The 14,136-nt window shown below is 61.9% G+C and carries 14 protein-coding genes; 10 read left to right on the forward strand and 4 right to left on the reverse strand.

Features of this window, described 5'->3' with window-relative positions:
• Nucleotides 1-174 precede the first annotated feature (174 nt).
• Both ACODSZ_RS04190 and ACODSZ_RS04195 read right to left on the reverse strand, forming a co-directional pair.
• Nucleotides 175-1,422 carry a urate hydroxylase PuuD gene (locus ACODSZ_RS04190; RefSeq protein WP_175344861.1) on the reverse strand — a complete coding sequence of 416 codons (1,248 nt, stop codon included), beginning with the start codon at nucleotides 1,420-1,422 and terminating at the stop codon, nucleotides 175-177.
• 304 nt (nucleotides 1,423-1,726) lie between these two features.
• The gene (locus ACODSZ_RS04195; RefSeq protein WP_034351360.1) at nucleotides 1,727-2,551 is read right to left on the reverse strand and encodes an outer envelope protein; all 825 of its coding nucleotides are present in this window, start codon (nucleotides 2,549-2,551) and stop codon (nucleotides 1,727-1,729) included.
• A 694-nt stretch (nucleotides 2,552-3,245) separates the two neighbouring features.
• Between ACODSZ_RS04195 and ACODSZ_RS04200 the strand changes: the two genes are divergently transcribed.
• From ACODSZ_RS04200 to ACODSZ_RS04230, 7 genes are all read left to right on the forward strand, one after another.
• Nucleotides 3,246-4,286, forward strand: coding sequence for an ABC transporter substrate-binding protein (locus ACODSZ_RS04200; RefSeq protein ID WP_008332763.1), 1,041 nt, complete (start codon nucleotides 3,246-3,248; stop codon nucleotides 4,284-4,286).
• Nucleotides 4,287-4,331: 45 nt separating this feature from the next.
• Nucleotides 4,332-5,117, forward strand: a complete 786-nt coding sequence (locus ACODSZ_RS04205; RefSeq protein WP_008332765.1) for an ABC transporter ATP-binding protein — start codon at nucleotides 4,332-4,334, stop codon at nucleotides 5,115-5,117.
• 27 nt (nucleotides 5,118-5,144) lie between these two features.
• Nucleotides 5,145-5,924: an ABC transporter permease gene (locus tag ACODSZ_RS04210; RefSeq protein ID WP_008332768.1), complete on the forward strand. Its 780-nt coding sequence runs from the start codon at nucleotides 5,145-5,147 to the stop codon at nucleotides 5,922-5,924.
• Between the two features lie 177 nt (nucleotides 5,925-6,101).
• Nucleotides 6,102-7,652 (forward strand): ABC transporter ATP-binding protein, encoded by a 1,551-nt coding sequence (locus ACODSZ_RS04215; RefSeq protein ID WP_488927097.1) that lies wholly within the window; start codon nucleotides 6,102-6,104, stop codon nucleotides 7,650-7,652.
• Nucleotides 7,645-8,739 carry an ABC transporter permease gene (locus ACODSZ_RS04220; RefSeq protein ID WP_175344858.1) on the forward strand — a complete coding sequence of 365 codons (1,095 nt, stop codon included), beginning with the start codon at nucleotides 7,645-7,647 and terminating at the stop codon, nucleotides 8,737-8,739. Before ACODSZ_RS04215 ends, ACODSZ_RS04220 begins: the two co-directional genes overlap by 8 nt.
• Before the next feature lie 16 nt (nucleotides 8,740-8,755).
• Nucleotides 8,756-9,676 (forward strand): ABC transporter permease, encoded by a 921-nt coding sequence (locus ACODSZ_RS04225; protein WP_008332772.1) that lies wholly within the window; start codon nucleotides 8,756-8,758, stop codon nucleotides 9,674-9,676.
• 88 nt (nucleotides 9,677-9,764) lie between these two features.
• Nucleotides 9,765-10,904, forward strand: a complete 1,140-nt coding sequence (locus ACODSZ_RS04230) for a BMP family ABC transporter substrate-binding protein (RefSeq protein ID WP_008332774.1) — start codon at nucleotides 9,765-9,767, stop codon at nucleotides 10,902-10,904.
• 91 nt (nucleotides 10,905-10,995) lie between these two features.
• On the opposite strand, the gene ACODSZ_RS04235 is transcribed toward ACODSZ_RS04230, so the two are convergent.
• On the reverse strand, nucleotides 10,996-11,271 hold the full coding sequence (locus tag ACODSZ_RS04235; protein ID WP_488927098.1) for a HigA family addiction module antitoxin: 276 nt from the start codon (nucleotides 11,269-11,271) through the stop codon (nucleotides 10,996-10,998).
• Between the two features lie 290 nt (nucleotides 11,272-11,561).
• Complete coding sequence (locus ACODSZ_RS04240; protein ID WP_488927099.1) at nucleotides 11,562-11,840, reverse strand: type II toxin-antitoxin system RelE/ParE family toxin; 279 nt, start codon at nucleotides 11,838-11,840, stop codon at nucleotides 11,562-11,564.
• Between the two features lie 240 nt (nucleotides 11,841-12,080).
• Between ACODSZ_RS04240 and minC the strand changes: the two genes are divergently transcribed.
• The 3 genes from minC (at nucleotide 12,081) to minE (ending at nucleotide 14,016) form a co-directional block, all read left to right on the forward strand.
• Nucleotides 12,081-12,857, forward strand: a complete 777-nt coding sequence (minC, locus tag ACODSZ_RS04245; protein ID WP_008332777.1) for a septum site-determining protein MinC — start codon at nucleotides 12,081-12,083, stop codon at nucleotides 12,855-12,857.
• A 72-nt stretch (nucleotides 12,858-12,929) separates the two neighbouring features.
• The gene (gene minD, locus ACODSZ_RS04250) at nucleotides 12,930-13,745 is read left to right on the forward strand and encodes a septum site-determining protein MinD (RefSeq protein WP_008332778.1); all 816 of its coding nucleotides are present in this window, start codon (nucleotides 12,930-12,932) and stop codon (nucleotides 13,743-13,745) included.
• A 1-nt stretch (nucleotide 13,746) separates the two neighbouring features.
• The gene (gene minE, locus ACODSZ_RS04255; RefSeq protein ID WP_008332780.1) at nucleotides 13,747-14,016 is read left to right on the forward strand and encodes a cell division topological specificity factor MinE; all 270 of its coding nucleotides are present in this window, start codon (nucleotides 13,747-13,749) and stop codon (nucleotides 14,014-14,016) included.
• Nucleotides 14,017-14,136 lie beyond the last annotated feature (120 nt).

A 14,136-nucleotide genomic window follows, 5' to 3' on the forward strand; every position in this document is an offset into this window, starting at 1 on the left:
TTACTTTTCTTGGCGAGACAAGAAAAGTGAGCGGCTGCCGGGCCGCCCCCGGCGCGTTCTCCCGACCGGAGAAAGATAAGTATTAAGCTAGAGCGCAGAACAGCAATCCGTGCAGACTACCCAAAAACAAAAAACCAACAACCAAGCCCGCCAAGCCAAACCAGACCCCAAACATCACTTAACGGGAGCACCATTTTCAAACCACTTCCCGATGATGGCGCGTTCATCATCGGTGATATGGGTCATGTTCCCGAGAGGCATGGCCTTCTGCACGACGGCCTGTTGATAAATCTGTTGTGCATGCTGGGAGATATGTTCAGGAGAGTCCAGCAAGATGCCTTTGCCGGGAACGGGCATGAGGGTAGGTTGAGCGGCATGGCACTGAATGCAGCGTGCCTGGATGACTTGTTGAACCTGAGCGAACGATCCGACGGGTTCATTGCTGGCTGCGGCGGTCGCCGATGTATTGTCGGCTGAAGGAGCTGCGGCGGCCGCTGGCTTAGCCTGCATGGCCGGACTCATCCACAGGATCACGGCCAGCAGCAAGCCCACGGCGATTCCCGGGTACCACCAGTTGTAGACGCCCTTGTGCCGCAACACGAAGAACTGCCGGATCAAGGCACCGGCGGCCATGATGCACAACAAGACCACCCAGTTATGCGGCGCGCTGTAGGTCATGCTGTAGTGATTGGACAGCATGGCAAACAGCACTGGCAAAGTGAAGTAGGTATTGTGGACGCTGCGCTGCTTGCCCCGCTTGCCGTGAATTGGATCAGGCGCCTGCCCGGCTCGCATGGAAGCCACCATCTTGCGCTGCCCCGGAATGATCCAGACCAGCACGTTCGCGCTCATGATGGTCGCCAGCGAAGCCCCGCTGATGAGGAAGGCAGCGCGCCCCGAGAACAGATGACAAGCCGCCCACACCGACACGATCACCTGCAAGCCCACCAACAGATTGACCAGACGATCCGCCCCCGGCCGATCCCCGATGGTGCTACAGATCGCGTCATAGATCAGCCAGTTGAAGACCAGGAAGGCAATCGCCGTTCCGCCCGCCATCGACGCCGACATGTCGAACACATTGCGATCCACCAGGAACACGTTCGCATTGAAGAGATACAGCAGCGAGAACAAGGCAAAGCCTGACAGCCACGTACTGTAGGACTCCCAATAGAACCAGTGCAGATGCTCCGGCAATACCTTGGGTGCAAGAAGATACTTCTGCGGATTGTAGAAACCGCCCCCATGCACCGCCCACAACTCGCCCCCCACCCCCTTCTCCTTCAACTCCGGATCGGTCGGAGCCACCAGACTGTTGTCCAGCCAGACGAAGTAGAACGAAGACCCGATCCAGGCAATCGCCGTGATCACATGCAGCCAGCGCAGCAGCAGATTGAGCCAGTCAAGTAAGTATGCTTCCATGATGCTCCGCTCTCAAATCCCTATCGATGACGAAGGCCGCAACACGCGCACCTCCACCCTGTTCAAAACCCAGCAATTAGATATCAGCCCGACCGATACCATATGCCTGCAAACATATAGACAGCATATGTCTGCACCCATATCAACATGAGCACGCCCGGCCCCACCTGCTGCAATACAGTGTAGCCAATCGCCACCCGACTCACATGTCACTGCTTGCACTGCACCGGACGCCCAACAAAAATGCCGGATCCGAAGACCCGGCATCGCCATGATGCTGCAAGCAGCCGGATCGACCGGACGCTTAGAAGTGGTACTCGGCGCGCACCATCGGGGTCTTGGCCAGCGAACCGGCGACAGTGTTCGGATTGCCGAACTTGTTGCGCCAGTACTGGTACTCCAGACCCACGCGCAGCTTGTTCTTGCCCAAGCCCATGGAGGTACCCAGGTCATACATGACCTGACCATCGAAGTTCACTTCGGGCGAGGTCGGACCACCGAACTCGTTCTTGCCCTTGGCCGCAATATAGTTCATGTAGCCTTCGAAGGCCCAGCCCGAACCACCCAGCGGGATACCCCAGGCCAGGTTCAGCATCGGGTGAGTAGCGTACTCGTAGCGACTCGTCACACCGATGGGCTTGTTGCTCTCGAACAGCGCCAGCACGCTCACGTTCAGGAAACCAGGCACATCCATCATCAGGGTCGGACCGACCACCCACATGCGCTTCTTGGAGGCGTAGCTGTTGTCGTTCTTGGTGTTCCAGTCAAAGCCCAGGGTCAGACCGACACCACGTGCCGGGCCGAAGGAAAGGTCCTTGCCGCTGATCTTGCCGATATCCAGGGTATTGCGATAGACGACGTAGAATTCCGTGGCATTGTCATTCTTGTTGTCCGACAGCAGCATGTCGATGTTGAGGAAATTGGTACCGTACTTGTAACCATCGGAGTGCTGGAGGTTGACGATGTTCTTGCTGATGTCCTTCGAATTGAAGGGCTCGGCAAACTTCGTGCCGTAACGGTAGCCGATCGAGGTGTCCGACCAGTCCAAGGCATGAGCCGACATGCTGATTGCGGACGAAGCAACCACCGCCGCCATCATCCAGTACTTCCCCTTGATACCCTTCTTCATAAGTTTCTCCCTGTATTGCTTGTCTAAAAAAAATGGCTGTTGATCCGGTGCCCGGTTCGCATCCTGCGGCGCACTGCGCTCTCCCCGCCACAGCATCGAGATCCGGACACCTCGTGTGCTTGCCTTCGTCAAATCAGGTCTGGCCCATTGCTGACAGCGCTGCCGACACCCGCACCGACGGCAGCGTTTACGCAAAGCCCGTGCCAGCCCCCAGACCGGCCCCTCCGGCCGGCACGCGGCCATGCCCAACGCGAGTGAACTGCCGCCCCGATGGTCAAGGTCGCGCGCGCGCCGGGGCGCAATCCTAGCCGAGTCCGGCCACTTTCCCAAGCCCTCTCACCACTTTCCCCAGCTTGGCTACTCGCATTGTCGACAATCACAACAAGCCGATGCGATACGACAAAAGCCCCCAGGAGGCGCACACCATCGGCCTTCCAGCCCTGCAAGTCCATTTTTTTTAGTGCATCTTTTTCTACTTAGGTGCAGACAAGCACCAAATTGTTGCAAATGAATTTTTTGATTGTCGACAAAAATAACGGGCGCTGTCGATCATCCGGCCCGGCTCTTGCCGACGTCCTTGCGCCTGCAACGGCAGGGCAAGGAGCGCGGACGCGAACTGTCCCAGGCTTGGCACATTAAATGCTATTGAAGCTGCGGGATCCGACATTCAAACGACCAGGGAAGGAAGTCCACCGTGCAATCCAGCAAGCTCTTCAAACTCGGCATCAGCCTCTTCAGCCTCATGCTGGCCGCCAGCTCCTCGCTGGCCCAGGCGCAGGACACCAAGATCAAGTTCCAGCTGGACTGGCGCTTCGAAGGGCCGGCCGCCCTGTTCCTGGTGGCCAAGTCCAAGGGTTACTTCGCGCAGGAAAAACTGGATGTCACCATCGACGCCGGCAACGGTTCGGGCAACGCCGTCAATCGCGTGGCCTCCGGCACCTATGACATGGGCTTTGCCGACATGGCCGCCCTGATGGAATTCACGGCCAACAACCCCGATGCCCCTGGCAAGCCGGTGGCGGTCATGATGGTCTACAACGACACGCCGGCGGCCGTGTTCTCGCTCAAGAAATCCGGCATCAAGAAACCGGCCGATCTGGCCGGCAAGAAACTGGGCGCACCGGTGTTCGATGCCGGTCGCCGTGCCTATCCCATCTTTGCCAAGGCCAATGGCCTGGACGCCGCCAAGGCACAGTGGACCAGCATGGACCCGCCGCTGCGCGAGACCATGCTGGCGCGCGGCGACGTGGATGCCATCACCGGCTTCTACTTCACCTCGCTGCTGAACCTCAATGCGCGCGGCATCAAGGATGAAGACATCAACGTGATGATGTATCCGGACTACGGCGTGCGCCTGTATGGCAATGCCATCATCGCCTCCGACACCATGATCAGGAACAAGCCGGAAGCCATCAAGGGCTTCCTGCGCGCCTTCGCCAAGGCCAGCCGCGACGTGATGGCCAACCCGGAAGCGGCCATCAAGGTCTTGAAGGAACGTGACGGCCTGATTGACGAGAAACTGGAACTGCGCCGCCTGAAGCTGGCCATCGCCAGCGCCATCGCCACGCCGCACGCAAAATCGGAAGGCTATGGCCAGGTCTACGGCCCGCGCCTGACCCTCATGGCCTCCCAGGTTTCGGACGCCTATGGCACCAAGACCCGCGTCAACGCCGACAAGATCTGGAATGGCAGTTTCCTGCCGTCCAGGACCGAGCTGGACGTGTTCCCCAAGTAAATCATTTATATCGTTTACTCAACCCATCTTCACCCGACTGCATTCATGAGCGAACCCTTCGTCGATTTCCGCCACGTCTACCTGGCCTATGATGGCGCCGCCGACTTTGCGGTGGAAGACATCGACCTGCAGACCCGCGCCGGTGAATTCATCGCCATCGTCGGGCCCTCCGGCTGCGGCAAGTCGACCTTCATGAAACTGGCCACGGGCTTGAAACAACCCAATCGCGGCAGCGTGGTGATCAATGGCCAGACGGTCAGCGGGCCGCTCAAGTTCGTCGGCATGGCCTTTCAGGCGCCCACCCTGTTGCCGTGGCGCACGACACTGGAGAACGTGCTGCTGCCGTTGGAAATCGTCGAGCCCTACCGGCACGACTTCAAGCAGAAGAAGGCCGAATACATCGAGCGTGCAAAGAAGTTGCTCAAGACCGTGGGGCTGGACGGTTATGCCGACAAGTTTCCGTGGCAACTCTCGGGTGGCATGCAGCAGCGTGCCTCGATCTGCCGCGCGCTGATCCATGAACCCAAGATGCTGTTGCTGGACGAGCCCTTCGGCGCGCTCGATGCCTTCACCCGCGAAGAACTGTGGTGCGTGCTGCGCGACCTGTGGGCCGAGCGCCGCTTCAACGTCATCCTGGTCACGCACGACCTGCGCGAGGCGGCCTTCCTGGCCGACACCATCTACGTGATGAGCAAGCGGCCAGGCCGTATCGTGGTTCGACGCGACAATCCGCTGCCGCGCCCCTGCCCGCTGGAAACCACCTATACCGACGGCTTCAACGCGCTGGTACATGAGCTGCGCGAGCACATCGGCCACGTGCGCAATACCTGACCACCCACGGCCCGGCCAAGGAAACTCATGAAAACTCCGTTCAACGGCAAACTCAATCGCGCCGCCACCACGCTGGCGCCCTGGTTCCTGCTCGTCGCCATCCTGGGCGTGTGGCAGTTCATCTGCAGCGTGTGGCAGGTCTCCGACTTCATCTTCCCCAGTCCGGCCTCCATCCTGCAGGCCATGGTGGATTACGCCGGCCCGATTACCGAGCACGCGCTTTCTACCTTTTGGGTCACCATGGTGGGCTTCGCCATCGCCGTGGTGGTCGGTGTGACGCTGGGCCTGGTGATCGGATCTTCACCTATGCTGTATGCCGCCGCCTATCCGCTCATGACGGCCTTCAATGCCTTGCCCAAGGCGGCTTTCGTGCCGGTGCTGGTGGTCTGGTTCGGCATCGGTGCGGGACCGGCGATCCTGACAGCCTTCCTGATTTCCTTCTTCCCGATCATGGTCAACATCGCCACCGGCCTGGCCACACTGGAACCGGAGCTGGAAGACGTGTTGCGGGTACTGGGTGCGCGTCGCATGGACATCCTGCTCAAGGTCGGCCTGCCGCGCTCCATGCCCTACTTCTTTGCCTCGCTGAAGGTGGCCATCACGCTGGCCTTCGTGGGCTCGACCGTCTCTGAAATGAATGCCTCCAACCAGGGCATCGGCTACCTGCTGGTCTCGGCCGGCTCCTCGATGAAGATGCCGCTGGCCTTTGCCGGGCTGGTGGTGATCGGTGCCATGGCCATGGCCATGTACGAGCTCTTTGCCATCATCGAGAAACGCACCACCGGTTGGGCGCATCGCGGAAAATGAGGTAAATCCGGCTTTGCGCTGCCGTCGCGGCGGAAATCCCGGCAAAAGCGGTATGCGGCGCAGCGCAATTTGTCTATGATGTCGCGCGTGCGAGCCGCCGGGGGCGCTCGCGGTGGCCGCAGGCACGCGGACCGCTGCAGTACGACATGACGACAACCATCACCACAGGGAAATCACGTGAGCGCAGTTCCACTCCGTCTTGAAATCAACCAGGTACGCAAGGCCTATCCGGGCGTGCTGGCCAATGACGATGTCAGCCTGGCGGTGGCGCCCGGCGAGATCCACGCCGTGCTGGGGGAGAACGGTGCGGGCAAGTCCACCCTGATGAAGATCATCTTCGGCGCGGTCAAGCCCGATGCCGGCGAAATCCGCTGGAACGGCGAGGCGGTACAGATCGCCAATCCGCAGGTGGCGCGCAAGCTGGGCATTGCCATGGTGTTCCAGCATTTCTCGCTGTTCGACACCCTCACCGTGACCGAGAACATCGCCCTCGGTCTGGACGCCAGGACCGATCTGAAGGAACTGGCCGAACGCATCACCCGCACCGGCGAAAAATACGGCCTGGAGCTGGAACCGCAGCGCCACGTCCATACCTTGTCGGTCGGCGAGCGCCAGCGCGTGGAGATCGTGCGCGCCCTGCTGACCGAACCGCAACTGCTGATCCTGGATGAGCCGACCTCGGTGTTGACGCCGCAGGCGGTGGAGAAACTCTTCGTGACCCTGCGTCGCCTGGCCGATGAGGGTTGCAGCATTCTCTACATCAGCCACAAGCTCGACGAGATCCGCGCACTGTGTCACAGCGCCACCGTCATGCGCGGTGGCCGCGTGACCGGCAACTGTGATCCGCGCAATGAAAGCAGCGCCAGCCTCTCGCGCATGATGATCGGTGACGAACTGGTGCGCCTGCAGCGCGAGCGCAATCCGGATTCGCTGCGCAACGAGCGCAAGCTGCACGTGAACCGTCTCTCGCTGCCCAAGGCGCATCTGTTTGCCACCGAACTCAAGGACATCGAATGCGAAGTGCGCGCCGGTGAGATCGTCGGCATCGCCGGGGTCTCGGGCAACGGCCAGCAGGAACTGCTGGCGGCGCTGTCCGGGGAAGACCAGCGCGCCGCCCCCGACATGATCCTGCTGGCCGGCAAGGCAGTGGGCAATCTCTCGCCCAATCCGCGCCGCGCGGCGGGTCTGGGCCTGGTGCCGGAAGAACGCCTGGGACGCGGCGCCGTGCCGACTCTGTCGCTGACGGCCAACATGCTGCTGTCGCATCAGAAGGCCCCTTACGTGAAGCGCGGCATGATCGATTTCGGCTTCACCCGCCGTGCGGCGGCATCCATCATCGAGCGTTTCAAGGTCAAGGCGGCAGGACCGGATGCGCCGGCCAAGAGCCTCTCGGGCGGCAATCTGCAGAAATTCATCGTCGGCCGCGAAATGGAGCGCAAGCCTGCGGTCTTCGTGGTTGCCCAGCCGACCTGGGGTGTGGATGTGGGCGCGGCGGCCCAGATCCATGGCGAAATCTTGAAACTGAAACAGGAAGGTTGTGCCGTGCTGGTGATCTCGGAAGAACTGGATGAATTGTTCGCCTTGTGCGATCGCCTGCACGTCATCGCCAAGGGGCGCCTGTCGCCCTCCATTCCGATTGAACAGGCCACGCGCGAGCAGGTCGGCGTGTGGATGAGCGGCTTGTGGGATGAACCGGCGGCAGCCGCTACGGAGGTGCGTCATGGCTGAACGCTTGAGCTTCCCCCTGCGACTGGAACTGCGCGGTGCGCCGTCCAGGACCATGACCTATCTCTCGCCGGTGATCGCCATCATCGCCACGCTGTTGCTCGGTGCGCTGCTGTTCCTGGCGCTGGGCAAAGATCCGCTGGCCGGGCTGAAGGTGTTCCTGGTCGATCCCTTCAATGGCAAGCGCGCCATCAGCGAACTGCTGTTGAAATCGGTGCCGCTGATCCTGTGCGCACTGGGGCTGGCAGTGTGCTTCCGCGCCAGCATCTGGAATATCGGTGCCGAAGGCCAGTTCACGGTCGGTGCGCTCTGTTCGGGTGCCATGCTGGTGTGGCTGGATGTGCCGGGGCATGGCATCTCCGGCGGCATGGGGCTGGTGCTCATGATCGTGGCCGGTATCATCGGCGGGGCCTTGTGGGCAGCCATCACGGCCTTCCTGCGCGACCAGTTCAATGCCAATGAGATCCTGGTGTCGCTGATGCTGACCTATGTGGCGCAATTGCTGTTGATGTGGGCCGTGAACGGTCCGCTGAAGGATCCCAATGGCATGAACTTCCCGCAGTCCAAGGTGTTCTCCAGCGAATTCATGTTGCCCATGCTGATATCCGGCACGCGCCTGCACATCGGCTTTGCGGTGACCATCGTGGCGGCCGTGTTGATGGCGATCTTCATGATGCGCAGCCTGCGCGGCTTCTCGCTCATGGTCGGTGGCGTGGCCCCGCATGCGGCGCGCTATGCGGGCTTCTCGGCGCGCTCGGCCTTGTGGGTGTCGCTGCTGATTTCGGGTGCCTTTGCCGGGCTGGCCGGAGCCTTCGAGATCGCCGGTCCGATCGGCCAGTTGTTACCCTCGGTGTCGCCGGGCTATGGCTTTGCGGCCATCATCGTGGCCTTCATCGGACGCCTGCATCCCATCGGGGCAATCCTCGGCGGGCTGATCATGTCGCTGCTGTATCTGGGCGGCGAGCTGGCGCAATCGCGTCTGGGGCTGCCCTCGGCCATCACCGGGGTGTTCCAGGGCATGCTGCTGTTCCTGCTGCTGGCCTGCGATACGCTCATCGATTACCGCCTGGCGTGGAAAAAGAAAGTCTAAGGAATCAGGACAGGACATGGAACAACTCGCTCCTCTCATCGCAGCCTCCATCAATGCCGGCACCCCCCTGCTGCTGGCGGCCATCGGGCTGTTGATCAATGAACGCTCCGGCGTGCTCAACCTGGGCGCCGAGGGCATGATGCTGGTGTCGGCCATCGCCGGCTTTGCGGTCGGCTATGCCACCAAGAGCCCGCTGCTGGGATTTGCTGCCGGGGCGGTGTGCGGCATGCTCATGGCCACGCTCTTTGCCTGGCTGGCGCTGCGCCTGGCCACCAACCAGGTGGCCACCGGCCTGGCGCTGTCGATCTTCGGGGCTGGCCTGTCGGCGTTCGTGGGCCAGCGCTTCGTTGGCCTGGCACTGCCGGCGCAACCGAATTCGATTCCGCTGCTGGGCGATATTCCCTTCCTGGGACAGGCGCTGTTCCATCAGCACTGGATGAGCTATGTCGCCTTCGCACTGTGCCTGGCCAGCATCTGGTTCCTTTATCGCACGCGCGCCGGGCTGGTCTTGCGCGCGGTGGGCGAGTCGCCTGAATCGGCGCACGCACTGGGTTATTCGGTGCGCGGCATCCGCTATCTGGCGCTGCTGTTCGGCGGCGCCTGCTGCGGCCTGGCCGGCGCCTACATGTCGCTGGTCTATACCCCGATGTGGGTCGAGGGCCTGGTGGCCGGCCGCGGCTGGATCGCGCTGGCCCTGACCGCCTTCGCCACCTGGCGTCCGGCACGGGTCTTGCTGGGGTCGCTGCTGTTCGGTGGCGTCACCATCGCCCAGTTCTACCTGCAGGGCATGGGGGTGACGGTGCCCTCGCAGATCCTGTCGATGGCACCTTACCTGGCCACCATCGTGGTGCTGGCGCTGATCTCGCGCAACCCTGACTGGATCCGCCTGAACATGCCGGCCTCGCTGGGCAAACCGTTCCGCCCGGGGGCTTCCTAAATTTTTTATATCATTTATATCGTTTATTTCGTTTAGTCGTTTTTGTAGCAGCACCTGCATTTATCCACTGACCTTGAGGGAGAACACAATGAAGATTTCGCGCAGGGCATCCTTGACGATGCTCGCCACCCTGGCGGCGGCAACCCTGATCGGTTGCGGCAAGAAGGAAGAACCTGCTGCCGCCGCGCCCGCTGCTGCGCCGGCTGCAGCTGCTCCGGCGGCTGATCCGCTGAAGGTCGCCTTCGTCTACATCGGCCCGGTGGGTGACGCCGGCTGGACCTTCGCGCATGACAAGGGTCGCAAGGCGGTCGAAGAGAAGTTCGGCGACAAGGTCAAGACCACCTTCGTGGAAAACATTCCTGAATCCGCCGCCGACGCCGAGCGCGTCTTCCGCCAACTGGCCACCGATGGCAACAAGCTGATCTTCGGCACCACCTTCGGCTACATGGAAGCCATGCTCAAGGTCGCCAAGGAATTCCCGGACGTGAAGTTCGAACACGCCACCGGCTTCAAGACCGCCGACAACTTGGCGCAATACGACGTGCGCACCTATGAAGGCGCGTACCTGGCCGGCGTGGTCGCGGGCAAGATGAGCAAGTCCGGCAAGCTGGGCGTGGTGGCCTCGGTGCCGATTCCGGAAGTGATCCGCAACATCGACTCCTTCACCCTGGGCGCACGTTCGGTCAATCCGAAGGCGACCACTGCCGTGGTGTGGGTCAACAAGTGGTTCGACCCGGGCAAGGAACGTGAAGCGGCCACCACCCTGATCGGTCAGGGCGTGGACGTGCTCATGCAGAACACCGACTCGGCCGCCGTGGTGCAGACCGCGCAGGAAAAGGGTGTGTATGCCTTCGGCTGGGACAGCGACATGACCAGCTTCGGCCCCAAGGCCCACCTGGCCGCCTCGATGATCAACTGGGGCGTTTACTACACCGCCCGCGTGCAGGCCGTGCTGGATGGCACCTGGAAGAGCAGCACCAGCTGGATCGGCCTGAAGGACAACGGCATCGACCTGGCTGCCTTCAATCCTGACCTGCCGGCCGACGTGAAGACGCTGGTCGAAGAGCGCAAGAAGGCCATCATCGACGGCAGCGCGCCGATCTGGAAGGGTCCGATCAAGGACAATACCGGCAAGGAAGTGCTGGGCAAGGATGCCGTGGCGGATGACGGCTTCCTGCATGGCATCAAGTTCTACGTCGAAGGCGTGGACGGCAAGGTACCGGGCTGATCGATGGCCCATGCCGGGCGCTGCCGTCCGGCGCCCGGACCGCGTTTGGTGAAGACCGCTGGCATCGCGAGGTGCCGGCGGTTTTGCATTGTCATGCCGTAATGCGTTCGATCACGGGACGCGCCAGCTTGCCGGCTTCATGCAGCTCATACTGCAATTGCATGCCGGCCCAGAGCTCGGGACTGGTGCCGAAGGCTGCCGCCAGTCGATAGGCCATGTCCGGCGAGATGCCGGCAGCGCCATTGACGATCCGCTGCAGCGTGACACGGGCGACGCCCAGGCACATGGCCGCTTCCGTCACGGTCATCTCACCCAGATATTCCCTCAGGACCTCGCCCGGGTGCGGCGGGTTGAACATGCGCGTCATGACTGACCTCCGTTGATTTGCATTAGGGCCTGTTCACATTCAATCTGTGAGTGCGAGAGGTCGCCAAGCGTTGTCTGCCTAGGCGCAGCGACGCGCCGTGGTGGTGCCACGGCAAGGAGCTGCAACAACGGCAGGCGACGCTTGGCGGCCTCTCCCGGAGGGTTGCCCCCAGAAGGCGCGCTGGCCGCGTTGCACGTCAGGGCTGGTGGCACCACCACCAGCCCTGACGCGCGCCTTGCCACCACGCCTTCTGGGGGCAACGCATCTCACAGATTGAATGTGAACAGGCCCTAGTGATAGTCGCAGTAATCCACCAGCACCGCGTCCTTCCCCTCGAAAGCGAAAATCAACCGCCAATTGCCATTGACGGTGATCGCCCATTGCCCCTTCAGAGCCCCTTTGAGTGGATGCAGCGCCCATGCAGGCGCTGAGAGATCTTCCGGCCGGATGGCCTGTTCCAGCGCTGCCAGCTGCAACCGCAGCCTGCCCGCATGGGCGGCCTGAATGCCTGCCTTGCTGCCCGTCTCAAAGAAACGTTGCAGCCCTTTGTGTCGGGAACTCTTGATCATGGCGATCGATGTATCTTGTAGCGATACAACTTACAAGACTGGCGTTGCGTGTTCCGGGGCACTGGCTTTTTGCCACAAATATTTGGCAAATCGTCGACACCCACTGCGCCCCATCCTTGCCTGCCGAAAAGCCCCGCTCCACCGCTATCGCAGCCGCATCCAGCCTGTATAATGCACAGCCATCCCGGCTGGGAGGTCTGTATTTTTCTTCACTTTCCGCTGCATTGAACTACTGGATTTATGCAAAAAGCGCGCAAACCGATCGAAATCAAAATTTCCACTGTAGTTGCTATTTCAGCAATCCTGCATGAAACCGATCCGACTTCGCTGGAAAAAGCCCTGAAGGAGATGACTGGCGGCGTCGCCGATTTCTTCGAAGACGAATTCGCGGTGCTCGATATCGGCACCCTGGAGGCGACCGCCGCGGCGGCCATTGACTGGACTGCCGTGGTGGCGCTGTTCAAGCGCTTCCGCTTGAATACGGTGGCCGTGCGCAACGCGCCGGAAGAGTTGCACGGCGGCATCGTTGCCCATGGCCTGGCCATCGACAACTCAGCCGTGGCCGGTGCCGGTGCAGCCAACGCCCGTGCCCATGAAGCGGCCGCGCAGGAAGCCGCGCCGCCGCCCGCACCGGTGACCGCTGCCGCGCCGGCTGCGCCCGCTCAGCCCGCTGCGGTGGCCAACACCATCGTCATCGATACCCCGGTACGCGCCGGCCAGCGCATCTACGCGCGCGGAGCCGACCTGGTGGTGCTGGCCGTGGTCAACAATGGCGCCGAGCTCATCGCCGATGGCTGCATCCACGTCTACGCGCCGCTGCGCGGGCGGGCGCTGGCCGGTGCGTCGGGCAATACGGCTGCGCGCATCTTCGCCGCTTCACTGGAAGCGGAACTGGTTTCCATTGCGGGGGTCTATCGAACCTTCGAGAACGGTCATGCACCGGAGCTGGCCGGCAAGCAGGTGCAGGTGCGCCTGCAGGGCGAACGGATCGACGTGCTGCCGATGTCGGCCGCGTAAGGCGACGGTGTAAATCATATAAACGAATCCAGCCGGAACCGCCGGCGTACTGTTCTTCTTAAGGAGTTTTTCGTGGCAAAAATCATCGTTGTGACTTCGGGTAAGGGCGGCGTCGGCAAAACGACGTCCAGCGCCAGTTTCGCATCGGGCCTGGCCATGCGCGGCCACAAGACGGCCGTGATCGACTTCGACGTCGGTCTGCGCAACCTGGACCTGATCATGGGCTGCGAGCGCCGGGTGGTCTACGACCTGATCAACGTGATCAACAAGGAAGCCACGCTGAACCAGGCCCTGATCAAGGACAAGCACTGCGACAACCTGTTCATCCTGCCGGCCTCGCAGACCCGCGACAAGGACGCCCTGACCGAAGAAGGCGTGGAGCGCGTGCTGACCGACCTGGCCAAGATGGACTTCGACTACATCATCTGCGACTCCCCCGCCGGGATCGAGCACGGTGCGGTGATGGCGCTGACCTTCGCCGACGAAGCCATCGTGGTCTCCAACCCGGAAGTGTCCTCGGTGCGCGACTCGGACCGCATCCTCGGCATCATCCAGGCCAAGTCGCGCCGCGCCTCCTCGGGCGGCGAGCCGGTCAAGGAGCACCTGCTCATCACCCGCTACGCGCCCAAGCGCGTGGAAGACGGCGAGATGCTGTCCTATACCGACGTGCAGGAAATCCTGCGCATCCCCTTGATCGGTATCATCCCCGAATCGGAAACCGTGCTGCAGGCTTCCAACCAGGGCTCCCCGGCCATCCACATGAAGGATAGCGACGTAGCCCAGGCCTATCAGGACGTGGTGTCGCGCTTCCTCGGCGAGACCGTCGAGCTGCGTTTCACCAACTATGAAAAGCCGGGCCTCCTGCAGCGCATCTTCGGAGGTAAGTGACATGTCCCTGCTTTCTTTCCTGTTCCCCAGCAAGCCCAAAAGTGCGGTGGCGGCGAAGGAGCGGCTGCAGATCATCATCGCCCGCGAACGTTCCAACGGTCGCCAGGGTCCGGACTTCCTGCCGGCGCTGCACAAGGAACTCATCGAGGTGATTTCCAAGTACACCAAGGTCGACGCCGACGACATCAAGATCTCGCTGGACCGCCAGGGCAACCTGGAAGTGCTGGACGTGAACGTGGTGCTGCCCGACAGCGACGTACCGGCTGCCTGAGCAGGCAGGTGCGCCATCCATGCTGAAAAAGGGCAGCCGCGGCTGCCCTTTTTGCCAATGCGGTCCACCCATCCGGGGCGCTGCGCGTTGACTGCCTTTGACTGCTGCCCCGAACTGATG

The sequence above is a fragment of the Herbaspirillum sp. FG34 genome, from assembly GCF_057809315.1.